Source organism: Chryseobacterium sp. Chry.R1 (assembly GCF_039645525.1).
In the GTDB taxonomy this organism is placed as follows: domain Bacteria; phylum Bacteroidota; class Bacteroidia; order Flavobacteriales; family Weeksellaceae; genus Chryseobacterium; species Chryseobacterium proteolyticum.
Window position 1 is genome coordinate 4,749,313 of the sequence record NZ_CP151793.1, and the last position, 24,048, is coordinate 4,773,360.

The following is a 24,048-nucleotide window of genomic DNA, read 5'->3' on the forward strand; positions in this document are numbered from 1 at the left end:
TAAAAACTCGCCATTAATACTTAAAGATTACCGACGTTAGCTGGTTGTGATCTCGAATCATACTTCAGCGCATATACCGACGAACTCAATAACTATATTACAATGGGTATAGGACAGCAAGGATCTTTCCTTAACCAGCAGATCGACACTAATATTAATGTCTAGTCCACTGCATATAAACATATCTATTCCTCAAATTCTATTTTAGAAGTTGTAACCGCCTCCACTGGAATTTCAACCTTAGGCAAAAGATATTTAAGAGGTGAAGCTTTGCTTATAAAGTCTTTCATGTTTTTTTATTACTTACAGCTAAAGCTAATATATCTTATTTTTCTATCTTGACGTCACTGATTTGCATTATTGATTCAATAGATGCTTGTTGAAATTCGACATCGAAATCTTTTTTAAGATTTTGGTATACCATATTCATTTGTATAAAATAAAGAAGTCCTTTCTTATAATCTAAAGATAATAATGCAAATTTTGTTAAATTACGGTTTGCTAGGCTTTTTGTTCTTATCTCGGAGGTTATGGGCGAGAATTGTGTTTCTCAGATCTATTATTTCATCCCAATCTACATCATTAATTAGATGCTTATTGTCTTTCTTAAACTTCAAAATTTTCTCTCTTAGGAATTCATCTTCTGTACATTTTGAATTAAAAAAGTTATCATATTCTTTAAAAGAATACAAATCGACTATACCTTTAGCAAAATTTTCATGAACTAAAGAAAACTTTTCAGAGGCTTCTTCAGCAATAAACTGACCGTATTTTTCTGAATCTAGTATTTCTTCAGAAACTCCTATATTATAAAGCTTTCTATACATATCTCTTTTTATACCTGTCAGTAAATCTGTAAAGCCATAGTTTATGTGAACGTTATTAAGGTGCTCTATTTTTAAACCTATAAAGTTTAGAATGATAAGACATTCCGATAGTTTCGTCATAAATATTTGTCAATAAATGCCAAAAGTATATAATAATAAATAAACTAATTAATAGAAATCTTTTAGACTATGGATATGATTCTTTGAATAAATAAGATTATTATCTAATTTTTTTTATGGATTTCCATAATTCTTTAACTCCTAAATTTAATATATTTGTTAAAAACTGACTTTTAATAGTCAATCCTAATAACCTGGTAAACATATTATTAAAAAAATAAAACTCTTATGAACAAGAATAGAGGTTCCCAATGGAGGAAATGGGATTTACATATTCATACTCCTGCATCATTTCACTGGAGTGGTTCCAAAAGGCTCAGGGAAATGAGTCCAGCTGAAAAAGAGGCTGAAATTAAAACTTTTATTGCACATATTAATTCTTCGGATGTCGAAGTATTCTGTTTAATGGACTACTGGACATTCGACTGGTATATCGAATTACAGGATTATTTGAAAAAGAATCCTGATGAATTGAAAAAAACTATTTTCCCTGGGATGGAGCTAAGAATTGAAAGTCCAACAAGCTATAGGCTGAACATACATGTTATTCTTTCAAATAAACTTAGCAAACAAGATCTTATCGATTTTAAATCTGAGTTATACATAAGGTCAATAGACAAAAAACTTTCGGATGATTCTTTAATAAAATTTGCCAAAAGCCTAGATACTAGTAAAGCTGCTTTTCATAGTTTTTCAGATCCAGCACATCTTAGTGATGATTTGCTTTTAAAACTGGGTTCACAAACTGCAGAAATAACAAAAGAATCGCTTCAAGCAGCAATAGAGCAAATACCACAAAACAGCGGATTTATTATAATGCCATACGATACCAGTGATGGACTTTTAAAACTAGATTGGAAAAAGCACCCCCATGCTGATAATTATTTTATGCAATCTACTCATATTTTCGAAGCGCGAGATGAGGTAAATATAGATTTGATTAATGGCACAAAGACAACAGCAAATGAAGCATTTTTTGAAAATTTCACAAAAACAATTGGGAATAAATCCAAGCCATGTGTTTCTGGTAGTGATGCGCATAAGTATACCGATTATGGTAAATATCCCTCAGATCGTGCTACTTGGATTAAAGCAGATCCAACTTTCGAGGGGCTAAAACAGATATTGTTTGAACCAAAATATAGAGTAAAAATTCAAAGTTCCAGACCAGAACAAAAAGAACAAAAACTCATTATCGATTCAGTTAGGTTTATATCAGCAAACAACAAGTTTAACTCGGACCCGATTTATTTGAATGAAAATTTAAATGTTATTATCGGCGGGAAATCATCCGGAAAATCAATTTTACTTTACAATATTGCAAAGACATTATTAGCTGATAAAGAATTTCTGAAAAAAGAAGGAATTGAAGATCGTTATAAGTTTCAAAAAGATGATCCATCATTTAATTTCGAAATTACAACAAAAGGTAATTTTTCACAGTTAATGTATCGAAATAGTGATGAAAATAGTATAATACCTCAAATTAAATATATTCCGCAGAATTACTTGGTAAAACTCGCTGAACCTGAGGAAAATAAAAAAGGTGATGCTCTTAATAAAATAGTTCGTGAACTGATTACTGAAACCCCGGAAGCACGAGAAAATTATGAAGGCTTTATCTCGCGGGTACGTGCAAATGACAGAAAGAGAGAATCACTGATAGACACCTATTTTGAATTAGAAGAACGTATTATTAATCTTGAAAGTCAGCTGCTGACAAAATCCAAAAAAGAAATTTTAGAAAATAATATTGAGAATAACAATAAAATAGTTAAGGATCTTAATGAAGCAGCAGGTATGACACCAGCCCAAATTGCAGAATATGACACCCTTCAAAAAGATCTTGGAGAAATTACCACATTTAGAAATACTGCATTTGCAGATTTTAATAGGATTTTAGAGTTCAATAAGGATCTGGAAGCAACCTTAAACACAGTGAAAAATAAGGAAAAATTAATGTTGGAAGCCTTCCAAACGACTGTATTCAAAGATATTTATGCTGAGGCATCAAAGTTCCTTGACACTACAATTGAATCGCTGACAGCATTTAATGAGAAATTTATCTTAATCCAGAAAGAGGGTGAAGGAAACCGTTTTAAGGTTGCCTCAAATGTATCTGATATTTTTACTGGCAGTTCGCAAAGAAAAAGAGAAATTGAAGAGAAACTTTCCCCATATTTAAAGAATGAGGCTCTAAAGAAACAAATCGAAGAGATTAATAAATCTATTGCTGATGATAAAGCTTCGGTCCTTGCAATTGATCAGATTAATAAGGAAATAGCAGGTTCCAAGAAATCTCTTGAAGAACTAAAAAAACAGATCTTTCTTGACTATCAAAAGAATTATAGCGAGTATGGAGCTATAATCAACGAACTTAAAGTTAGAACAGTTGATCTTGAAAAAGATAAATTAAAAATCGAGGGGCTTACTAAATTTAATTTTTCCAAATTTAGAAAAGCTGTTCATGATTTTAGCCACGGACGTTCCGCTAATTACAAAGCATACACTATTTGTGCTGAAGATAAAAACTCGTTAGCAAACTATTCTTTAGCCGAATTGGTAAATGATTTACAAAATATGTTCGAGTCCATTGTTGAAAAAAAGGAATATTCCCTAGTCGGAAGATTTGATCGGAAAACTGCTGCAAAAATTCTGCTTGAAGACTATTTTTTCGACTATTGGGAAATAGAATATAAAAATGACAAATTAGGTGAAATGTCTACGGGTAAAGCCAGCTTTGTAATACTGATGCTAATCGTTGGGTTGAGTACATCAAAAGCGCCAATCCTTATTGATCAACCTGAAGATAATTTAGATAACCGGTCAATTACAGCTGATCTAGTAGAATATCTTCGAGAAAAAAAAATGGAGCGACAGATAATTCTGGTTACACATAATCCAAATATTGTAGTAAATGCCGATGCAGAAAACATAATAATTGCTAATCAACAGGGCCAAAATGAAGATGAAAATGAAGCTTTTAGCAATTTTCGATTTGATTATATAAATGGAGCACTAGAAAACTCTTTCAAAAAAAATAATTTAGAAAAAGATCTGCTGAGATGTATGGGAATTAGAGAACATATTGCTGATATAGTTGAAGGTGGGCAGGAAGCATTTAAAAAGCGAGAAGAAAAATATGGCTTTACCGAATCTTAATCTCTTGTTATGAAACTGTTATGCATTAGTATCCAACCACATTTCAAAAGTTAATTCTGTGAATTATGAATAGACAAATCCTGCAAATAGTCAATTTGCAGGATTTTTTAATATAAAGATTATGAAATTTCCCTAACGGGAACCAAACTCCTCCCAACAAAAAAACTACTGATAATCAACAAAATACACGTAAAACCCAATTAAGATCAGCAACCAAAGAGTTCGAGGATAATCCTGTCAAGTTCACTTTAAAACTCACAATTTGTATTGTGAGTTTTTTTGTGTTCTATAACTTCAATTAATACATCAGACAGGATAGAGCATCCCGGTTTTTAATCGGGACGATCAAAGGTTCGAATCCTTTCGCGTTTACTTAATTCGTTGTTTGTTCCATTGGGGAAGTTCAACCTGAAGGAATTATCATAACGCTTCCGCCGCCGAAATTCCGCAGGAAATAAAAGAAAAGCTCTTACTCCCGGCTCTTTATTATCATTTCTTCCCAACAATTACTTTTCGATGTTCGATTCCCCAATCAGCCAAAGTATCAATAATTTTTTTCAGCGTTAAACCATATTCTGTCAGCTGATATTGCACCGTCACGGGTTGAGTATCCTTAACTATTCTTTTTACAAGCTGGTTCATTTCCAGTTCTTTCAGCTCTTTACTGAGCATTTTATTGGAAATACCCTTCACGTCATTCAAAATATCAGAAAAACGCCGTTTGTTGTAATAACAAACTGATGATATTATTGAAATTTTCCACTTACCATTCAATACGTCCATTGCATCGTGAACAGCCATGATTTGTTTTCTGTTTGTCTCGTTATCAGAGCATTCAATTTCCTCCATAAGTTACTTTGTTACTCAAAAGTTACTGTTACTTTTAGTTACAAAGTTACTAAAATAAATTTATTCATTTTAACTTTGCATCGTTAAAGAAATCGATTTCAAACACAAAAAGTCTTAGACTAAAATTAATTTTTCAATCATTCAAAATTTAAAAAATGGATTTTAAAAATAAAAATATAATAATCACCGGCGGAAGCGCAGGAATTGGATTGGCAACTGCCCAAACATTTATCACAAAAGGAGCAAACGTTTTAATAACAGGAAGAAATAGTGATAGCCTGAATGCAGCATCACTAAAAATTAATAGCCAAAATTTAAAAACCCTCGCGTCGGATATTTCGAAAATACCAGAAATTGAAACGTTGGCAAAAGAAGTTGCGGAAAGCGGAAATAAAATTGATGTACTTGTGCTGAACGCAGGTATAGCGAAACAACACTCCATTGAAGAAACGACTGAAGAAGTTTTTGATGATTTGTTCAACATCAACGTAAAAGGCTTATTCTTTACTTTACAAAAACTAATTCCGCATTTAGCAGAAGGAGCTTCCGTAATCCTGATCTCTTCCGGAGTTTCAGTCAGTGGATATGCACAAATGGGAGCTTATGCTGCAACAAAAAGTGCCGTTGATGCAATTGCCCGTACAGCAGCAACTGAATTGGCAGACAGAAAAATCCGAGTCAATACCGTAGCTCCGGGATTAACTGATACCCCGATGAATCATCAAACACCTGAGGATATTAAAAATGCTATTGCAGCAGCGGTTCCGCTGAAACGAATCGGGGAAGCTGAAGAAATAGCCAATGCTATTGTTTTCCTGGCTTCAAAAGAAGCGTCTTATATTTCGGGTTCATACCTGTCCGTAGACGGAGGAGTAACCATTCGCAGATAATAAAATAGCAAACGGCATCCTTTAAAGATGCCGTTTTATTTAATTAAATAGATTATTAAACTTAACTCTTATCCATTGTTATTCTATAATTCTTCGGAGTCCAGCCTGTCTGTGTTCTGAAAAAATATGAAAAATGAGAGAAATTATTAAACCCAAGCTCAAAAGCTATTTCTTTGATTGATTTATTTGAACTATGTAATAATTTCTTTGCTTCCAATACTATTCTTTGCTTTATAAATTCCAATGGAGATATTTTATACTGCTTCCTGCATAGAACACCTAGATAATTGGGCGTAATACATAGCTTTTCAGCATAAAAAGCTACACTTTTTTGTGTTTTGTAATAGGTTTCGACCAGTTCATGAAACCGGAAAGCAGGGTTATTATGATCACTCAATGCAGATTTTCCATACATCTGCTCTATCCAAAGATTGATCATCAGAGCCAAAAGCCTCACCCTTGCATTAATAAGTTCAGGAAACACTATTTCCGAATGTATCTCTTTACGGATGGCATCAAATTCCATACTGAACTTTTCATAAGCTTCCTCGTTTGACTGGATCATTTCATAGGTACTGTGAGGGGAAAAAGTATGTTTTAATGTCGGAGAAAATGTTTCAAGAATAGAGTCATTAATGATCAATCTTCTGCCATTTGCATTTGAAGGCAGATCCCATATGTATTTTCTATTGGGAAGGTGAACAAATAATTGCCGGGAATTTAAAATATAGGTATCTATGTCGGTAACACAATTCCCTTTTTCACAGTCATCTAAAAGTATAATTGTAAAAGAATGATCGGGAAAACGATTGAGTTCGGAAGAACTTATTGTATCCTGATACACAACATACACATCTTTAATCTGATCTTTTAATGTTTTAAAATTATCGTGTGGCATTTTCTATTTTAATGACGGATAAAGTTACTTAAAATAGATATGAAGAAGAATCTATATCCGGAATTGTGAAATAAATATGGTCTATTATCTGCAATTATAGAATTTCCCTTCGGGAAGGGAAACATTCAGTATATTTGTAATAAGACTTATTTTATTTAAAATGTTGACAGATAAATTTGGAAGGAATATCAACTATCTAAGGCTTGCTATTGTAGACCGGTGTAATCTCCGGTGTACGTATTGCATGCCGGAAAAAGGTCTTACCTGGATTAAGCAGAATGAATTAATGACCGATGAAGAAATGCTGAGGATCTGTTCGGTATTTACAGCCATGGGAGTAGATAAAATCAGAATAACGGGAGGAGAACCATTTGTCAGAAAAAACTCTATTGACCTCATCAAAAATATATCACAATTAAACGGACTTACTGATCTCAGTATAACCACTAATGGCCTTCTCACCGAGCCATATATTCCGCAGCTTAAACAATACGGAGTAAAATCTGTCAATCTAAGTCTTGATACAATGGATAGGGACCGTTTTTTCAAAATTACCCGGAGAAATAGTTTTGATAAGGTCATGAAAACTTTAGATGGTTTACTACAGCATGATATAAAAGTAAAAATCAATACCGTGGTAATGGAAGGACAAAATACCGAAGATATTATTCCGTTGGTTCTGCTTACAAAAGGTCTTCCGGTAGAGGTGCGCTTTATTGAAGAGATGCCTTTTAATGGCAGCGAAACAGATGTTTCCCTGAATTGGAACTTTACAAAAATTCATAGCTATATAAAAGAACATTTTCCTGACATCCAAAAGACAGTTGATCCTAAAAGTTCAACATCATATAATTATAAGATTCCTGGTTTTGAAGGAGGTATAGGAATTATTGCAGCTTATACCCGTTCATTTTGCGGAGACTGCAACAGGATAAGAATCACCCCTTCCGGTATTCTGAGAACCTGTTTGTATGAAGGGGGCGGTATCAATCTGAAGGATGAAATCCGTATGGGAAAAACAGATGAAGAGCTGAAAAATATAATTATCAGCAGTATACACCAAAAACCAAAGGACGGTTGGGAAGCTCAAAAACTGAGTCTGACCGCATCACAAATACATCAGTCAATGGCAACTATAGGAGGATAATTATGGAAATGATCAGTGTACAGCAGGCAGAAAAAATTATCTTTTCGCAGATAAGAGATTTCGGAACAGAAGATATTTCCTATGAAAATGCCTTGGGAAGAATTTTAGCAGAGGATATTTTGGCAGATCGTGATTTACCACCTTTTGACAGACCTACGGTGGATGGAATTGCGATCAGTTTCAAATCCTATGAAAAAGGAGTGCGCAACTTTACCATCAAAGCTGTCCAGGCAGCGGGTGAAGCTCCGGTTTTTATTGATGAAGAAAATAACTGCGTCGAAATTATGACCGGTGCTGCATTGCATTCTTCGATGGACACTGTGATTCGTTATGAAGATATCCTGATCAACAACAATTTGGCAAACATCAATATTGATGTAAAAAAAGGGCAGAATATCCACCTGAAAGGAAGGGATAAAAAAGTGGGAGAAATACTGGTAAAAGCCAATCAGGTTATAACACCGTCTATTCTCGGGATTGCCGCATCCGTCGGAAAAACATTTCTGAAGGTGAAAAAACTTCCGAGGGTGGCTATTATTTCCACAGGAGACGAAATGGTGTCACCTGACATACCCCCTACTCCATTTCAGCTGAGACGTTCCAATGGAATTACCATACAATCTGTTTTGGAAAAATATAGGATCAGTGCTGACTGGCTGCATTGGAATGATGATCTTGAACTCATAAAAAAGGAACTTTCCCAATGTATTGACCGTTACGATATTTTACTAATGAGTGGCGGAGTTTCTATGGGAAAATTCGATTATCTGCCCAAGGCTTGTGAAGAGCTGGGAATCGAAAAACTTTTTCACAAAATAAAGCAAAGACCAGGAAAACCATTCTGGTTTGGAAAAAGCCGGAACGAAAAATTAGTTTTTGCATTCCCGGGAAATCCGGTTTCCGTATTTATGTGCCTGCACCGGTATTTTATTCCCTGGCTGGAAAAATCTTTAGAGATCCCGGAAACAGTACGGTATGCCGTTTTACAAAATGATATAGACTTTCCTTTTCCATTGCAATATTTTGCCCAGGTAAAACTCAGTGTAAATACATCGGGACAAGTAATTGCAGAATCAGTGAATACCAATGGTTCCGGAGATTTCTCTCATCTTGCAGAGACCCATGCATTTATAGAGCTTCCTCTGGAAAAAAATGAATTTAAGAAAGGCGAAGTCTATACCATCTGGAAATATAATTTTTAATTGTACTCATGACAAATTTTTCACATCTTAACGAAAAGGAACAGCCAGGTATGGTGAATGTGGGTGATAAAAAGGTTACCCACAGGAAAGCAACCGCCAAAGCCATTGTGGTAATTCCTGAAAATATTCTGGAAGCGCTTCAAAAGGATGACTTTAAAACTAAAAAAGGTTCTGTGTTTCAAACTGCCATCATTGCAGGGATAATGGCTGCAAAAAAAACAGGCGACCTTATCCCACTGTGCCATCCTATTGGTATGGATAATTGTGAAATAGGTATTGAAATCAATTCTCAGAATGAAATTGAAATCTACTGTACTGCTGAGATTGAAGCTAAGACCGGCATCGAAATGGAAGCACTGACAGGGGCATCTGTGGCAGCACTTACCATCTATGACATGTGCAAGGCAATGAGCCATGATATTGTGATAAAAGAAATACAACTCATCGAAAAAACAGGAGGAAAAAATGATTTCAAAAGAGACTGATTTCCCCAGACTCAACGGGCTGGTACTGGCAGGAGGAAAAAGCCGGCGAATGGGAAATCCTAAAGATAAAATCAACTGGCATGGCAAAGAGCAACGGTATTATGCGGCTGATCTTTTAGCTCCATTTTGTGAGGAAGTCTTTATTTCCTGCAGACAGGACCAGCTGGAAAATTTTAATAATGATTACAACGCCCTTACCGATACTTTTCTGGACATGGGTCCTTTTGGAGGAATACTTTCGGCATTGCGCTCCCAGAGAGAAAAAGCATGGCTGGTAGTAGCCTGCGATCTTCCTTTGCTGGATAAAAATGCATTAGAATTTCTGATACAATCCAGAAACCCCGAAAAAGCGGCAACAACCTACGAAAGCCCTTTTGACGGACTACCCGAACCATTAATTACGATCTGGGAACCTAAAAGCTATCCTCTGCTTCTGAATTTTTTGGGATCAGGAAATACCTGTCCAAGAAAAGTTCTTATTAACAGTGATACGTTAATCCTGAAACCAGATAACCCGGATTCTTTAATGAATGTAAATACTCCTAAAGATATGGCAAAAGCCCAGGAGATTTTAAGAAAATAAATTTAATTAAAGGCTGATATGAATATTTCTCTTGAACGTTATCATTGCCAGATGGCTTTACCCGGATTTGGGACAGCTTCTCAGGAACTCCTTAAAAATGCTAAAGTTCTCATCGTGGGCATGGGAGGACTTGGATGTCCTTCAGCACAGTATCTTGCTGCTTCTGGTATAGGAACGATTGGTCTTGCAGATGACGATATTGTTTCTGAAAGCAACCTGCACCGCCAGATTTTGTATACTCCGGATGATATCGGGAAATCAAAAGTTGACATTGCCGCCAAAAAATTACAGCAACAAAATCCATCAGTGAAGATCATTCCCTTTAATTTTCGGGTAACTTCCGAAAATGTCATGGATTTAATTTCTGATTTTGATCTGATTATTGAAGGAACAGATAATTTTGAAACAAAATGCTTGCTGAACGACGCTTGTGTATTAACCGGAAAACCTTTGGTTTATGGTGCTATTTACCAATATGAAGGCCAGGTAAGCATATGGAATGTTATGCAGAAAGACGGTACATACTCTCCCAATTACCGCGATGTTTTCCCTAATGCAGAAGAATCACAGGTTCCCAACTGCAGAGAAGGCGGAGTACTTCCTACACTGGCAGGAATTGTGGGATGCATGCAGGCAAATGAAGCTATAAAATATTTTACAAATCCTGAAGATGTATTGGCAGGAAAACTCTGGATGATGAATGTGCTGAATGGCAAAACCCAAATTATTAAATTAAGAAAACTTGCCCTACCCATTACAAGCTTATCTCAGACAGTTGAGATCATCACATTTGAACAGTTGATGCAGGATAAAGATCACTTTGAAATCATAGATGTCCGTACCCTAGAAGAGCATAAAGAGTTTAATATTGGAGGAGTCAATATAGCTGTAGATGAGCTACAACATCATTCAGAATATATTTCCGGGCTTACCCGGCCTATTTTAGCTTATTGCCTATCCGGAAAACGCAGCGCAGAAGCAGTGAGGAAAATTAAAAGTCTTTTTCCTGAGAAGGAAGTGTTTTCTTTAAAAGATGGTATTCACAAAATACACAGATAAAACAAAAACTAATCAAATAAACTTTCGTCGGAATAAAAAACTTTGCCATCACTTATTCTTGCCGGTGAAGTGTAAGGATGTTCTTCTGTTTTACCGACATTCATTATATGCTCGACTTTCCAGCCCTTTGCTTTAAGATAATCTGACACCATAGCCCTGTGACAGCTCCACCATACCGCTTCCGAACACATAAAAGCCGTAATTTTTTCCCTCGCAATATCTTCAAGTTTTTCTATAGCCGCTACAAATTCTCCGGTTTGCATATAATCGGCGTACCCACGGAAAGATTCATTCCGCCACCGGCTGTTTATTGAATCCGGCTGTACCTTTCTCCTTCCTCCCAATTCTTCAAGATGGGCATATCCTATACTATTTTCGCGTAGGTGTATTTCCAAATTTTCTCTATTAAACCATGGATATCTTTTTGATCCCGGAAACCGCCGGATATCAACCAGCATCTCAATCTTAAACGAATTAAGTATTTCAATAAAGTATTCTAATGAATGAACAGAATGTCCAACTGTATAAATCAATTGCTTTTCCGAAGCTTCCATACCTGTCTTTTGAGAAGGGATCAATCAATAATATTCTGGGTATTCTTTCGGGAAACAGCAATATGTTCTCCCACCATCTCATGAATGGTCTCGTCAATCATGATACACATGCTGTTAAGAGCTAAATCATTCGCATCTGTTCCAAACGGCTCCTCGATTTCATCCGCTATCGCTTCAAATGCAACAAATGTATATGCAACAAATACAACAATAAGAGGGGTAAACCATCCGAGAGAATCTACAAGTCCGAAAGGCAACAGAAAACAGTATATATATACAGTCCGGTGCAGTAAAACCCTGTAGCTATATGGAATAGGGGTAGAAATTATTCTTTCACAACCTCCTAAGATATCAGAAAGCTTATCAAAGTTTTCATCAAAACGCGCCTGCTGGATAGAATCCATTCCCCCTTCGTCTTTTAGCTTCTGAACCCATTCTGCAAGAAGGCGCATAATAACAGCCGGTTTATATTTTGATGCAGCAACAAGTTTCAGCTGATCTTCGTTAAGCCTGGATTTTAAATCTTCATAAGCGTCCGTTCCTCTCAGCTGATGTTTCAGTGCAAAAACAAATGCACCCAGCAACTGCACAAAATTGTGAACTGAATCCTGATCTTCCTTTATATTTTTCAGCGTGATGGCCTGGCGGGTCAGTGCCCTGGAAGTATTGAGCAGAGCGCCCCACAGCTTTCTTCCTTCCCAGAACCTATCATAGCTGGCATTGTTCCTGAATCCCAGGAATAAAGCCAGTACGAAACCGAACAGGGTAAGTGGTGCAGGATTTAACGGAACTTTAAACGAGAAAATGATTCCATGAAAATAAGTGACCAATAAAGAAAGAATTAAAAGCAATCCCAACCGCGGAAGCAATGCAGGCAAAACAGAGCCATGCCAAACAAAAAGCATTCTGAACCAATGTTCTTTTTTTCTTATGATCATTATTTTTGCCTTTCTTTTTTCAATTGATTAATATTCATTTTCATCAGAACCGAAACAATAAGTGCGATCACGAACATTCCTGAAAAAACCTCTAAGGTAGTCGTTAGGGATCCGGTCTGTTTTTTAACATAATCATATATCGAGGGACCGGCTACCCCTGCTAATGCCCAGGCTGTAAGCACAAATCCATGTATTGCACCTAATTGTTTTGTACCAAACAAGTCTCCCAGAAATGCAGGAAGTGTAGCGAAACCTCCACCGTACATTGTAATAACGGTAAAGAGAATAGCAAGAAATAAAATTTCTATGGAAATTTGAGGTAAGAAATAATAAGCTAAAATCTGAAATACAAAAAATAAAATATAGGTATTAGCCCTTCCCAGGTAATCTGATAAACCAGACCAAAGCAATCTTCCAATCCCGTTGAATACGCCAATTAAACCCACAACTGCAGCTGCCTGCAAAGCGGTATAATGAAGTTTCTCCTGAGTCATCGGACTCGCTGCCGCAATAATTGCAATACCACAGGTAATGTTAATAAACATCATGATCCAGATATAATAGAATCGTTTTGTCTTCAATGCAGTTTTTGCATCTATATAGGCTATATCATTTGTTGCGGTCTTACTTTCGGAAGGATTAAACCCTTTGGGCAAATAACCTTCCGGTGGTTTTTCTATGTAACTTGATGACAAAAGAATCACAACCAGATAAATACTTCCCAAAATATAAAAAGCATTAGAAACACCTACTTTTTCAAATAAAATTTGCATCAGGGGACCGAATATCAAAGCTGAAAAACCAAATCCCATTATCGCCATTCCTGTTGCCAGGCCACGCCTGTCAGGAAACCATTTTACCAGGGTGCTTACCGGTGTTATGTATCCAATTCCTAATCCAATACCTCCTATAAATCCATAGCTGATCAAAAATAAGGGCAGGGATACAAGTTGTACGGCAAGCCCGGAACCTAAGATTCCCACTCCGTAAAAAATTCCCGCGACAGTTCCACTTTTTTTAGGCCCTACTTTTTCTACCCAGGTGCCCATAAACGCGGCGGATAAACCAAGTAATAGAATGGCAATTTTAAATGCCCACTTTATGGTTCCTTCATCTATTTTAAAAATCTCTCCCACAGGATTTGTCATTACAGAATAGGCATACACAGAGCCTATGGAGATATGAATACCGACAGCAGAAGCAGCTATCAGCCAACGATTTTTAAGTTTCGATGAGTTCATTTACAATTAATTTTTTATTGAATTAATAAAAATTTCTTTAACCTGATAAGAACTTCTTGCCGGCTTCTTTTCCCCTTCCGCAATAATCCTGAGAGGACCTTTTTCCTTTGGCAAGGGTTTCCCATCTACAGTATCTGCAATAATGACATTTTTATCCTGAATGGAAGCGTCCAGCTCTGCCAGTGAAAATAAAACCTGATAACCATCCGAACATTTTATCAGTACATATTTTGAAAGGTTTTCGGCTCCATGAAGTGCTTTTCCGGACGAAACTCCTGCCTTTTCCAAGACGTCCATGATAGGAACCCCCGTAAAAATATGTGAGCTTCCATCTTTGTCCTTCATTACGGCATCTTTTCTCGGCATTTTTGAAAGATCGGATAAGCTTAAATCCAAAGGATGGGCAACTTCACCGGAAACTTTTAATTTGAATTCTGTCTGAGCTGACAGCAATCCACAAAAAGAAAATATGAAAACAAAAAACAGTCTTCTCATGATTATAATCTGTTTAAACAATAAAATATTTTAAACATTACTCCACACTCGTTCCGGCTGCTGCAATCACATGGTCATCAATCTTTTTAAAAATATCAGGATCATGTTTCCGGATTTTAATACGGACATATTTGGAAGCCGGCATATTGGCTCCGTTGACTACATTATTGATGGACACCAAAACATTAGTTTCCGGGAAATAGGTCATGGTGCTTTTTTGTGGAATAGGATATTTTACGACAATAAAAAGCGGTGCAATCCTTTCGATACCATCATCATAGTTGAAAAGATCTACATGATCACCTTCTTTGAGGCCTGCCTTTTCAATATCTTTTTCATTCATCATCACAACCCTCCTTTCATTGAAGATCCCGCGGTAACGGTCATTTAAACCATAAACAACGGTATTGAACTGATCATGGGTTCTGGTTGTTCCCATCAGATATTCGTCATCTGCAAGCGAATTATCCGGTACAGCGGTAATATTGAAAGCCGCTTTTCCCGGGTAAAATTCACTGTTGAAAATACCATCTCTTGGTCCGTTCGGAAGATAAAAGCCTCCTTTTTGTACTACTCTTTTGTTATAATTTTCAAATCCGGGAATACATTGCTCAATATCGTGACGAACGGCATCATAGCTGTTGATAAACTTATCCCAATCCACAACTGAGCGTTCCCCTAACACCGCTTTCGCCATTCTGCAGGCAACATGGGTTTCATTGATCAGGTTTTTTGAAATAGGATCGAGAACCCCTCTTGACCATTCCACAACGCCCATTGAATTTTCTGTGCTTACATGCTGAAGCTCCCCATTGATCATATCTTTTTCACTTCTGGAGATGACCGGTAAGATCAAGGCTTCCTTCCCGTGGATAAGGTGGTTTCTATTTAATTTTACTGAAACAATCACAGACATTTCAAGACTGCGCATCGCTTCTGCTGTAAAAGTGGTATCTGGTGCAGCAGAAAGAAAATTACCTCCCATGCAGAACATGAATTTCACTTTACCTTCATGCATCGCTTTGAGTGCATTTACAACATCATATCCTCCTTTTCTTGGTACTTCAAAGCCGTAATATTCCTGCAGCCTATCCAATTGTTCCTTTGTTGGATGATGATTAATAAGTAACGTCCTGTTACCCTGAACATTGCTATGCCCTCTAACCGGACACGCACCTCCACCCTGAATTCCTATACTTCCTTTCATCAACAGGAGATTCACAATATTGTAAATCATTTCCACACCATTATGCTGCTGTGTAATTCCCATTCCCCAACAAATGATAATCCTCTTTTTTGAGGCAATCATTTGTGCAGCTTCTCTCAAGCTCTCAACCGGAATACCACATTCTTCCGATAAAAAGTTGAGATCATATTTTTTTAATTCCTCAACCAATTCATTAAATCCGGCGGTTTTGTTCGCTATAAAATCCTGGTCAAGAACTTTTCCCGGATTTTTAGCTTCTTCTTCCAGCACAAGAATTTGCAGTGCTTTTAAAAGCGCCATATCTCCATTAATCCTAACAGGAAGATACAGATCTGACAATTCATATGGTTTATTGAGCAGAGCCCGAACATCCTGAGGATTTTTGAATCCTTTTAATCCGGCTTCGGGAAGCGGATTGACAGCCATAATTTTTGCTCCGTTTTTCTTTCCTTTAGTTAGGGCGGAGAGCATTCTTGGTGAATTGGTCCCGGGATTCTGCCCTATGATTATGATAAGATCCGTGTCATAGAAGTCTTCCAGCTTTACGGTTCCTTTTCCAATACCTATACTTCTTGATAGAGCATAACCGGAAGTTTCATGGCACATATTGGAACAGTCCGGAAAATTATTGGTTCCGAATTCTCTGGCAAACAGCTGATAAACCCATGTTGCTTCATTACTTGTTCTTCCGGATGTGTAAAATATGGCTTCGTCGGGCGAGTCCAGAGCGTTTAGTTTTTCAGAGATTTTCTTAAAAGCATTATCCCAGCTGATTGGCTGATAATGCGTTTCTCCTTTAGGCAGATACATAGGCTCCGCTATTCTTCCCAACTGGCTGATTTCAAAATCTGTCATCTTTGCCAAATCATATACCGAGTTTTCTTTGAAAAAGTCAGCCCCGATCTTTTTTGAAGTCGCTTCTTCTGCTAAGGCTTTTGCCCCGTTTTCACAATATTCACCCAATCTGGAACGTTCGTCATCCGGGTCTGGCCACGCGCAGCTCGGACAATCGAAACCATCAAACTGATTCATACTGAAAAGAGCTCTACCTCCACGAAGAACAGAGGCATTCAGCACCAACTGATCCAATGAATGAATAACTGCAGGAACTCCGGCTGCCCATGCTTTTGGTGGTTTCAGCTTCAGATCCAGCAGTTTATAAGGTGGTTCTGCAGAAGGTAATCTGCTGTCCTCTTTTTTATTGAATATATCTTTGTTTTCCATGATTTCTACATTTAAAAAGATGAAAAATTAGCATTTTATGTTCGGGTTGGGATAATTGTCACTTTGGTCTTCCACTGTATTATCAATACATACAAAGTCTTTTTCTATCAAGAGTTTGATTTTTCCGGCCTGCCCTTCAAAACCGACTCTATCCGTGGAAATCCATTCCGTAATCATTGTTGCCGGCATTTTCAGAACAATCCTGTTTTCAATGAAAGCCGCCGAAAGATCCACATCTTCTGTTCTTTCGATAGAGTAAATAAACGGACGGTCCACAAATTCCGTAAAGCTGGAGATCATTCCCTCTTCTCCTAATTTTGCCACTTCGGATTGGGTAAGACGAAATCTCAATGAGTTATCTTTAATTCTTATTTTCATAATACATTTTCAATTTTAAAATGGCTGCCGGAATGGTAAATATTAAACCGGTTGTCCCGGAGAAAGCCTAATAAAGTGATATCAAATTCTTTTGCCAGATCTACCGCAAGGCTGGAAGGAGCTCCTATTGCTGCAATAATGGAAATACCGGCCATTGCCGCTTTCTGAATAAGCTCAAAACTGGCTCTTCCACTCAACACCAAAATTTTGTCATGAAGCGGCAGGAGCCCTGCTGATAATGCATGACCGATGAGTTTATCCAAAGCATTATGTCTTCCCACATCTTCACGCAACGCCAGAAGGTTACCTTCCCGGTCAAAGATACCGGAGGCATGTATACCGCCTGTAGCACTAAAATTATTCTGGAAAGACTGTAGCTTTTCAGATAATTGATACAAGGTTTCCAGAGAAACCTCTATATTTTCTTTTGTCTGGTTATGAAAAGAACTCACTGTTCTTATAGATTCAATGGATCCTTTTCCACAAACCCCACAACTGGAAGTAGTATAAAAGTTCCTGTCAGCATTCATAAGGTCAGGAACAAAACCTTCTGCAAGTTCAACAATGATAATATTTTCGCTGTTCCTGGCACATTCTGCCTGAGGAGCGTATATGCTTTCAATTTGTTTACGGTCAAAGATAATCCCTTCCGTAAATAAAAAGCCAGCAGCCAGCTCTGCATCATTACCAGGTGTTCTCATTGTTACAGATATATTCCTCGATTCTTTTTTATCTGCTAAATGATAGACCACCCTTATTTCTAAAGGTTCCTCAACAGAAACATCATCCGTATATTGGAAACTGCTGTTGTCCTTAACTTTGACGATTTCTATCTGCTTTACCGATTTATTTGATAACAGATGGGCTTTCATAATTTAATAATTGATACTTAAAGATACAAAATTTTATTCCTCAAATTACGGGTGGGCTGAAACCCACTCTTCTCCGTTATCAAAAATTTCTTTTTTCCAGATGGGAACGGTTTTTTTTATATTTTCAATAACATAGCTGCACGCATCAAAAACAGTATTCCGGTGACCATCGCTCACCACGATTATCACTGCTGCATCACCAGGAAATAAAATTCCTGTACGGTGATGAATTACAATATTTTTTACCGAAAATAAGGAAATAGCTTCATCTGCTATTTTCCTCATCTCCTTAACCGCCATAGACTCGTAACATTCATATTCCAAACGGATGACAGCCTGGCCTTTCGTATGATTTCTTACCGTTCCTACAAATGATGCAATCCCTCCGCATGCAGGATCGGAAGCAAGGGTAAAGCAATTTGTAAGATCCAGTATATTTTCTGTTATTTTAATATCAACCATAGTTGTTACCCTCCGCTTACCGGAGGAATTATTGCTATTTCGTTAGAGACTTCAATGATCTGATTGTCCTCCGCATATTCATCGTCAATGGCAATAAAATAGGATTTTAATTTTTTAAGCTCCGGAAAATCTTTTTCCAGAAACTCCTTGAGTACTTTGACGCTTGCTCCTTCATTTATTTCTATTTCTTTTTCTGAACCTCCGAAAATATCTTTCGTTATTCCGAATGCTAATATTTTAATTATCATTTTTACATTTAGCTTTTTACCAATATTTTATTAAAACATTTATCCCGGCCACCAGTACCAAAATAGCGGTCATTCTTTTGATGACCAAAGGATTCCATTTCAGGGACATTCTGGAACCTACCTGTCCACCGATAAATACGGCAAAACATAAACTCAGAATTCTGAAATAATCCATATCGGCAGAGAGTTTGGATAACTGTCCGAAAATCCCTGACACTGAATTGACCAGGATGAAAACACTTGATGTTGCTGCAATTTTTCGTGGAGTATCCCATTTCATAAGGTTTAAGAGAGGGGAAAGAAAAATTCCCCCACCAATGCCTACCAATCCAGATAAAAATCCTATTCCACCTCCCAGGAGTCCGTTTTTGAATAGAGAAGTGCCCGTACGTTCCGGGTGATCTTCTCCATTTTTTAAATCTGTTCTTATCCAAAGCAACAATGCCGCAATGATCAAAGTGATCCCTAATATCAGAAAAAAAGTTTCCTGGCTTATTTTTAAAACCGCTCCCAAAAATGCCATAGGAACACTTATAATGGTAAGCGGTATTATTTTCCTCCAGTCCGTCTGCTTATTTCTGATGTAAATAAATACCCCTCCAACGACCACAATAACATTACAAATAAGGGCCGTTAAGCGTATTTCCTGGTAAGGAAGGTTATACATAGCAAGAACTGCAAGATAACTGGATCCTCCGCCAAACCCTACCGAAGAATAAATGAAAGCGATGATTAAAAAAAACAAAAAGATCTCCCAGTTCCCCATATATTTTGCAGAAATTAATTTTCTTACAATAATACTCATTTTTAAGGCGCCATCCACGGTTGTTACATAAAGTTTCTGCTACAATTTGTGAGAAGAATGTTGTAAATTGTTTATTTAATGTATTGATTGTTTTGTGAGCAGATGATTTTGCCAATTTTTTACATTTAATAAATGTTAACCATACTTACCATATAAAAGTAATTTGATTGACCTGCATTGCAAAACAAAAAATCCCTTATACATTTAACATAATGATTAAAAGCCTTATAGCAAGTCTTTCGTTTAATTAAAAAATATTTTATTGATTTTTATTTTTATAATTCAAAAAAACTCTATATATTTGCACCCACAAAAAACGAGGTAAAATTCGTTTCAGATGACCTTTAATCGGGGCGTAGCGTAGTCCGGTCATCGCGCCTGGTTTGGGACCAGGAGGTCGCAGGTTCGAATCCTGCCGCCCCGACTGTTTTAGTAATTTTCTCAAAATTACCAATGGGTGCGTAGCTCAGCTGGATAGAGCATCTGCCTTCTAAGCAGACGGTCAAAGGTTCGAATCCTTTCGCGCTCACTTTAAGACTCACAATGAAAATTGTGAGTTTTTTTGTGTCCTATAATTTCAATTAATACACAACAAAGGATAGAGCATTCCGATTTTAATCGGAACGGGTCAAAGGTTCGAATCCTTTCGCGCTCACTTTAAAACTCACAATGAAAATTGTGAGTTTTTTTGTGCTCCATATTCACCATACTTTTATGTCATAAAAACACTGATTATGTATTACTTAACTTTCTGAAATTTTCAAAGAGACAAATATTTTATCCGGCAATCCATCCATTTAATTGCAGCAAAAACCAAATAGCCCTAAATTTGTTTTCTCTATATTAATTCAATGAAAAATTTTAAATTCATTATCGCAAACTGTTTGTTTGTTTTGGTATTATCCTGCAAAACAGCAGCTCCGGTTTCAAAAGTTTCTGCCCAGGACGGTCCTTATCAAAATCTTGGGCGTGACGGAAAAATATACGCTGCGTTTTATCAGCAACGGGCAGCAGAATACGAAGCACTTTGTCTCCAGGCATATAATATTGCCAGGCTCCGTTTGGATGAAGCTTTACTACAAAAATCAGAAAAACCTTTAGCTATTGTTTCAGATATTGATGAGACTTTTTTAGATAATTCTTATTATGCCGTTGAACTTTCTAAGATGGGAAAGGGTTATGACCAGACCACCTGGGAGGAATGGACCGCTAAGGGAATTGCAAAACCGCTTACGGGCTCTCAGGAATTTTACCAATATGCCGCTGACAAGGGTGTTCAGGTATTTTATGTAACCAATCGTCTGGAGCAGGAACGTGCAGGAACAGTAAAAAACCTGAAAAAATACAATTTCCCGCTTCAAAATGATACTAACCTTATCCTCCGTGCAAAGGAGAGCAGTAAAGAAAACCGAAGAGCTGATATTGCTAAAGATTATAATATTGTTTTATTGTTGGGAGATAATCTTTCTGATTTCTCCGGCATATTCGACAAAAAATCAGAAACAGAAAGGTCTGCTGCAGTAAAGAATTCAGCAAAGGATTTCGGAAAAAAATTCATTATCATTCCTAATGTTGGTTATGGTGATTGGGAATCTTCATTTTATCACTACAAATATGATTATACTGACCAACAGAAAGACTCAATGATGTATAATGCAGTAAAAACTACTCCTTAAAATAAGAAAGTCTTTTTTACAATTTTATCTATACCTGATAAATAACAAAAAATCCCGCTGTTTTACAGCGGGATTATTATTTTAGTTGGTAAGAAGTTCCATTCCAGAGATAGGTTTTTGAGGAATATTTTTTCTTTTCCCTGTCTTTTTCATCCTTTTCCATTTCCTCCATTTTGAAGATAATGGTATTAGGAGATCCTCCTTTATCATTGGGAAAAATAAAATTTTCACTGTGATAATAAACATCGGCATCTCCAACATTCATAAGCTGCGGCAATGCAATTAACTTTTTATCTTTAAACAATACATATTGGTCGTAGCTGGCAATACCACACGCTTCCCCGGAAACCACAGATTTTAGGGTAAGCTCCACATTTTGCAGTTTATGGTTGCTTTCTACGGTAAAAGTTCCATAGCTCAATTCTTCCCCACGTCCTGTATTAAAGAAAACCTCATCTAAAAGGGTATTACCTTCAAGCACTTTAATACTGGCTATATTTTGTTTAAAATTTTCCCCTGATCTTTTATCCTTTCTGTTTTCAGTTTTTGAAAGACCAAAAAGAAAATCATATCCGTTTTTATTTCTGTATCCTACACAAAGATTTCCACCCCAGATGTACCCTTCAGCAACCTGTTCTCCCTTTTGATAGGATATTTTATACCAGTTGGAAGACCTTTCTCCTAATTTTAAAACAATTTCTTCTTTCTTAACAATAAGAATCTGCTGATTGGTTTGCAAAGAGTCGAGAATTTGTGCATCTACTTTAGGCTCCTGCCTTACCCTCGTCCAATCGGTAAATATTTTTTGTGTTTTATTTTCCTGAAAATTAAAAACTCCGTAAGGGTATTCCTCCTCCTGTGCTGAAAAGAACTGCAGAAAACCCAAAAATAAAACAGTGAAAAGAGATTTCATACAATAATTTTATATTCTTATTTTTCAAGCAATAAGCTTACCCACTCTTCTCTCTGCAGCTGTTTTTTTAACTCAAGGTTATTTGCCCTACATACTTCAAGAATATCATCTACATCGAAGAAGCACAATCCTGACAGCAATAATTTACCCCCGTTATTTAAAACAGAAACATAAGTAGGAATATCTGAAATCAAAATGTTACGGTTGATATTCGCCAAAATAACATCATAATGCTCTTTTCCCAGATTCTCTGCGGTTCCCTGCTCAATATCAAGGACAACATTATTTCTTTCAGCATTTTCTTTAGAATTTTCAACAGACCATTCATCAATATCAATAGCTTTCACATCATCAGCTCCCTGTTGCTTTGCATAAATGGCCAATACTGAAGTTCCGCAGCCCATATCCAAAACCTTTTTACCATGAAAGTCAATATCCATCATTTGCTGGATCATGAGATGGGTCGTAGGATGATGTCCGGTTCCGAAAGACATTTTGGGCTGGATAATGATTTCATGCATTCCAGGTACGGAATCATGAAACTCAGCTCTGATCAAGACTTTATCATCAATATTAATGGGTGAGAAATTTTTCTCCCATTCCTCATTCCAGTTGATGTTTGGCATTTCCTGGAAAGTATATTCAATTGTTACATTTTCATTTTCAAAAAGAGGCAGTGCCTTCAATTCATTTTCATTAAATAAATCTTTCTGGATATAACCCAGAATTCCTTCCAATTCTTCCGTAAAACTGTCGAAGCCTATTTCGATAAGCTCTGCCATTAATATTTCATTCCATGGTTGAAGCGGAGAAATTCTGAAGTTGAATTCTAAATAATTTTGCATGTGATCAATTTGGTACAAAAATAAAGAAAAGCGGGCTAAAACCCGCCTGTATTCATATAAAATAAATCATTCAGCAAATAGCTCATCTATCTGTATTGCTAAAGATCTTTTCTTATGGATTTGTAGAGAAAATAGAACCGTTTGCAATTAATGCTCTTCTGTTCATTTTCAGGATATCTCTTACCCATTCTGCGAAATCTTCCGGCTGAAGAACTGTTTCAGGGTTTCCATCTGTTAATCCTCCCTGAATGCTCATATCGGAAGCAATAGTACTTGGCGTTAAGGTTACGACACGGATATTCTGCTTTCTCCATTCTGCCATCATGGATTGTGAAAGAGAAATAACGGCAGCTTTTGAAGCTGCGTAAGCTGACATATTTCCTCCTCCTTTTAAACCGGCCGTGGAAGCAACGTTTACGATATCTCCTTCTCCTTTTTCTTTCAGAAACGGATATACTGCTTTTGCCGCATAATACACCCCAAAAAGATTGGTTTTAATAACCTGTTCCCAGGTTTCAGAAGGCATTTCTTCGATCGTTCCAAAATCTCCGATCCCAGCGTTATTGATTAAAATATCTACACCTCCAAGTTCTTTTACTAAAGATTCGATACCGGCTTTTACTGCTGATTCGTCATCAACACTGAAAATAGCATACGCCGCATTGACCCCAATATTTTTAATTTCTTCAACAGTCGCTTTTAAGTTGGCTTCATTTCTGCCTGTAATGGCAACATTCACTCCTTCATTCGCCAAAGCCAAAGCAACTGCTTTTCCTAAGCCTCTTCCACCACCTGTTACAATGGCATTTTTTCCTTTTATGTTCATAATAATACTTTTTCGTCATACAAATTTACGAAAGCATATTTTGTTTAAAGATGAATCATGTGAATGTTTTTCCACGATATTCTTTAAAATAAAACCGGCTTACAGAAGCCGGTTCTCAGAAAGTATAGTAAAAAAAGAATAA

General features: G+C 36.8%; 24 protein-coding genes and 2 tRNA genes. 10 read left to right on the forward strand and 16 right to left on the reverse strand.

What is annotated here, in order from left to right; translation table 11 throughout:
• Nucleotides 1-491: 491 nt before the first annotated feature.
• Nucleotides 492-947: a hypothetical protein gene (locus AAEU33_RS21130; protein WP_345990172.1), complete on the reverse strand. Its 456-nt coding sequence runs from the start codon at nt 945-947 to the stop codon at nt 492-494.
• Between the two features lie 228 nt (nt 948-1,175).
• On the opposite strand from AAEU33_RS21130, the gene AAEU33_RS21135 reads away from it, so the two are divergent.
• The gene (locus AAEU33_RS21135) at nt 1,176-4,109 is read left to right on the forward strand and encodes a TrlF family AAA-like ATPase (protein WP_345990174.1); all 2,934 of its coding nucleotides are present in this window, start codon (nt 1,176-1,178) and stop codon (nt 4,107-4,109) included.
• Between the two features lie 489 nt (nt 4,110-4,598).
• On the opposite strand, the gene AAEU33_RS21140 is transcribed toward AAEU33_RS21135, so the two are convergent.
• Complete coding sequence (locus tag AAEU33_RS21140; RefSeq protein ID WP_345990176.1) at nt 4,599-4,958, reverse strand: helix-turn-helix domain-containing protein; 360 nt, start codon at nt 4,956-4,958, stop codon at nt 4,599-4,601.
• 155 nt (nt 4,959-5,113) lie between these two features.
• Between AAEU33_RS21140 and AAEU33_RS21145 the strand changes: the two genes are divergently transcribed.
• On the forward strand, nt 5,114-5,848 hold the full coding sequence (locus AAEU33_RS21145; protein WP_345990178.1) for an SDR family oxidoreductase: 735 nt from the start codon (nt 5,114-5,116) through the stop codon (nt 5,846-5,848).
• A 61-nt stretch (nt 5,849-5,909) separates the two neighbouring features.
• On the opposite strand, the gene AAEU33_RS21150 is transcribed toward AAEU33_RS21145, so the two are convergent.
• Nucleotides 5,910-6,746 (reverse strand): helix-turn-helix domain-containing protein, encoded by an 837-nt coding sequence (locus tag AAEU33_RS21150; protein WP_345990180.1) that lies wholly within the window; start codon nt 6,744-6,746, stop codon nt 5,910-5,912.
• A 160-nt stretch (nt 6,747-6,906) separates the two neighbouring features.
• Here AAEU33_RS21150 and moaA point away from each other — a divergent pair, with 160 nt between their 5' ends.
• From moaA to AAEU33_RS21175, 5 genes are read left to right on the forward strand one after another with little or no spacing between them, the layout of a single operon-like run.
• Nucleotides 6,907-7,893 carry a GTP 3',8-cyclase MoaA gene (moaA, locus tag AAEU33_RS21155; protein ID WP_345990182.1) on the forward strand — a complete coding sequence of 329 codons (987 nt, stop codon included), beginning with the start codon at nt 6,907-6,909 and terminating at the stop codon, nt 7,891-7,893.
• Nucleotides 7,894-7,895: 2 nt separating this feature from the next.
• Complete coding sequence (locus AAEU33_RS21160) at nt 7,896-9,095, forward strand: molybdopterin molybdotransferase MoeA (RefSeq protein WP_345990184.1); 1,200 nt, start codon at nt 7,896-7,898, stop codon at nt 9,093-9,095.
• Nucleotides 9,096-9,103: 8 nt separating this feature from the next.
• Nucleotides 9,104-9,580, forward strand: a complete 477-nt coding sequence (moaC, locus tag AAEU33_RS21165) for a cyclic pyranopterin monophosphate synthase MoaC (RefSeq protein WP_345990186.1) — start codon at nt 9,104-9,106, stop codon at nt 9,578-9,580.
• Nucleotides 9,561-10,163 (forward strand): NTP transferase domain-containing protein, encoded by a 603-nt coding sequence (locus tag AAEU33_RS21170; RefSeq protein ID WP_345990188.1) that lies wholly within the window; start codon nt 9,561-9,563, stop codon nt 10,161-10,163. The genes moaC and AAEU33_RS21170 overlap by 20 nt, the downstream gene beginning before the upstream one ends.
• 18 nt (nt 10,164-10,181) lie before the next feature.
• Nucleotides 10,182-11,222 (forward strand): HesA/MoeB/ThiF family protein, encoded by a 1,041-nt coding sequence (locus tag AAEU33_RS21175; protein ID WP_345990190.1) that lies wholly within the window; start codon nt 10,182-10,184, stop codon nt 11,220-11,222.
• Nucleotides 11,223-11,230: 8 nt separating this feature from the next.
• Here AAEU33_RS21175 and AAEU33_RS21180 read toward each other — a convergent pair whose 3' ends face one another.
• The 10 genes from AAEU33_RS21180 to AAEU33_RS21225 are packed head-to-tail and all read right to left on the reverse strand — an operon-like array spanning nt 11,231 to nt 19,646.
• Nucleotides 11,231-11,776, reverse strand: coding sequence for a DUF488 domain-containing protein (locus tag AAEU33_RS21180; RefSeq protein WP_345990192.1), 546 nt, complete (start codon nt 11,774-11,776; stop codon nt 11,231-11,233).
• 20 nt (nt 11,777-11,796) lie between these two features.
• Complete coding sequence (locus AAEU33_RS21185) at nt 11,797-12,714, reverse strand: bestrophin family ion channel (RefSeq protein WP_172276544.1); 918 nt, start codon at nt 12,712-12,714, stop codon at nt 11,797-11,799.
• Nucleotides 12,714-13,955, reverse strand: a complete 1,242-nt coding sequence (locus AAEU33_RS21190; RefSeq protein ID WP_345990194.1) for an OFA family MFS transporter — start codon at nt 13,953-13,955, stop codon at nt 12,714-12,716. The genes AAEU33_RS21185 and AAEU33_RS21190 overlap by 1 nt, the downstream gene beginning before the upstream one ends.
• Before the next feature lie 6 nt (nt 13,956-13,961).
• Nucleotides 13,962-14,450, reverse strand: coding sequence for a molybdopterin-dependent oxidoreductase (locus tag AAEU33_RS21195; RefSeq protein ID WP_345990196.1), 489 nt, complete (start codon nt 14,448-14,450; stop codon nt 13,962-13,964).
• A 37-nt stretch (nt 14,451-14,487) separates the two neighbouring features.
• Nucleotides 14,488-16,881 carry an FdhF/YdeP family oxidoreductase gene (locus AAEU33_RS21200; RefSeq protein ID WP_345990198.1) on the reverse strand — a complete coding sequence of 798 codons (2,394 nt, stop codon included), beginning with the start codon at nt 16,879-16,881 and terminating at the stop codon, nt 14,488-14,490.
• A 27-nt stretch (nt 16,882-16,908) separates the two neighbouring features.
• A complete protein-coding gene (locus AAEU33_RS21205) occupies nt 16,909-17,259 on the reverse strand; it encodes a hypothetical protein (protein WP_345990200.1) in 351 nt (116 codons plus the stop codon).
• On the reverse strand, nt 17,256-18,131 hold the full coding sequence (gene fdhD / locus AAEU33_RS21210; RefSeq protein ID WP_345990202.1) for a formate dehydrogenase accessory sulfurtransferase FdhD: 876 nt from the start codon (nt 18,129-18,131) through the stop codon (nt 17,256-17,258). Before fdhD ends, AAEU33_RS21205 begins: the two co-directional genes overlap by 4 nt.
• Nucleotides 18,132-18,176: 45 nt before the next feature.
• Entirely contained in the window at nt 18,177-18,593 is a 417-nt protein-coding gene (locus tag AAEU33_RS21215) for a molybdenum cofactor biosynthesis protein MoaE (protein ID WP_345990204.1), read from the reverse strand.
• 5 nt (nt 18,594-18,598) lie between these two features.
• On the reverse strand, nt 18,599-18,841 hold the full coding sequence (locus AAEU33_RS21220; RefSeq protein WP_345990206.1) for a MoaD/ThiS family protein: 243 nt from the start codon (nt 18,839-18,841) through the stop codon (nt 18,599-18,601).
• A gap of 16 nt (nt 18,842-18,857) precedes the next feature.
• On the reverse strand, nt 18,858-19,646 hold the full coding sequence (locus tag AAEU33_RS21225; RefSeq protein WP_345990208.1) for a sulfite exporter TauE/SafE family protein: 789 nt from the start codon (nt 19,644-19,646) through the stop codon (nt 18,858-18,860).
• A gap of 349 nt (nt 19,647-19,995) precedes the next feature.
• Between AAEU33_RS21225 and AAEU33_RS21230 the strand changes: the two genes are divergently transcribed.
• The 3 genes from AAEU33_RS21230 to AAEU33_RS21240 all read left to right on the forward strand — a co-directional run bounded on the left by AAEU33_RS21230 (nt 19,996) and on the right by AAEU33_RS21240 (nt 21,322).
• Nucleotides 19,996-20,070: transfer RNA gene (locus tag AAEU33_RS21230), tRNA-Pro, on the forward strand.
• A gap of 31 nt (nt 20,071-20,101) precedes the next feature.
• Nucleotides 20,102-20,175, forward strand: a tRNA-Arg gene (locus tag AAEU33_RS21235).
• A gap of 322 nt (nt 20,176-20,497) precedes the next feature.
• Nucleotides 20,498-21,322 (forward strand): 5'-nucleotidase, lipoprotein e(P4) family, encoded by an 825-nt coding sequence (locus AAEU33_RS21240; RefSeq protein ID WP_345990210.1) that lies wholly within the window; start codon nt 20,498-20,500, stop codon nt 21,320-21,322.
• A 76-nt stretch (nt 21,323-21,398) separates the two neighbouring features.
• On the opposite strand, the gene AAEU33_RS21245 is transcribed toward AAEU33_RS21240, so the two are convergent.
• The 3 genes from AAEU33_RS21245 to AAEU33_RS21255 all read right to left on the reverse strand — a co-directional run bounded on the left by AAEU33_RS21245 (nt 21,399) and on the right by AAEU33_RS21255 (nt 23,906).
• The gene (locus AAEU33_RS21245; protein WP_345990212.1) at nt 21,399-22,235 is read right to left on the reverse strand and encodes an SH3 domain-containing protein; all 837 of its coding nucleotides are present in this window, start codon (nt 22,233-22,235) and stop codon (nt 21,399-21,401) included.
• Nucleotides 22,236-22,252: 17 nt separating this feature from the next.
• Nucleotides 22,253-23,080, reverse strand: a complete 828-nt coding sequence (prmA, locus tag AAEU33_RS21250) for a 50S ribosomal protein L11 methyltransferase (RefSeq protein ID WP_345990214.1) — start codon at nt 23,078-23,080, stop codon at nt 22,253-22,255.
• Between the two features lie 112 nt (nt 23,081-23,192).
• A complete protein-coding gene (locus tag AAEU33_RS21255) occupies nt 23,193-23,906 on the reverse strand; it encodes a 3-ketoacyl-ACP reductase (protein WP_172276511.1) in 714 nt (237 codons plus the stop codon).
• Nucleotides 23,907-24,048: the final 142 nt, after the last annotated feature.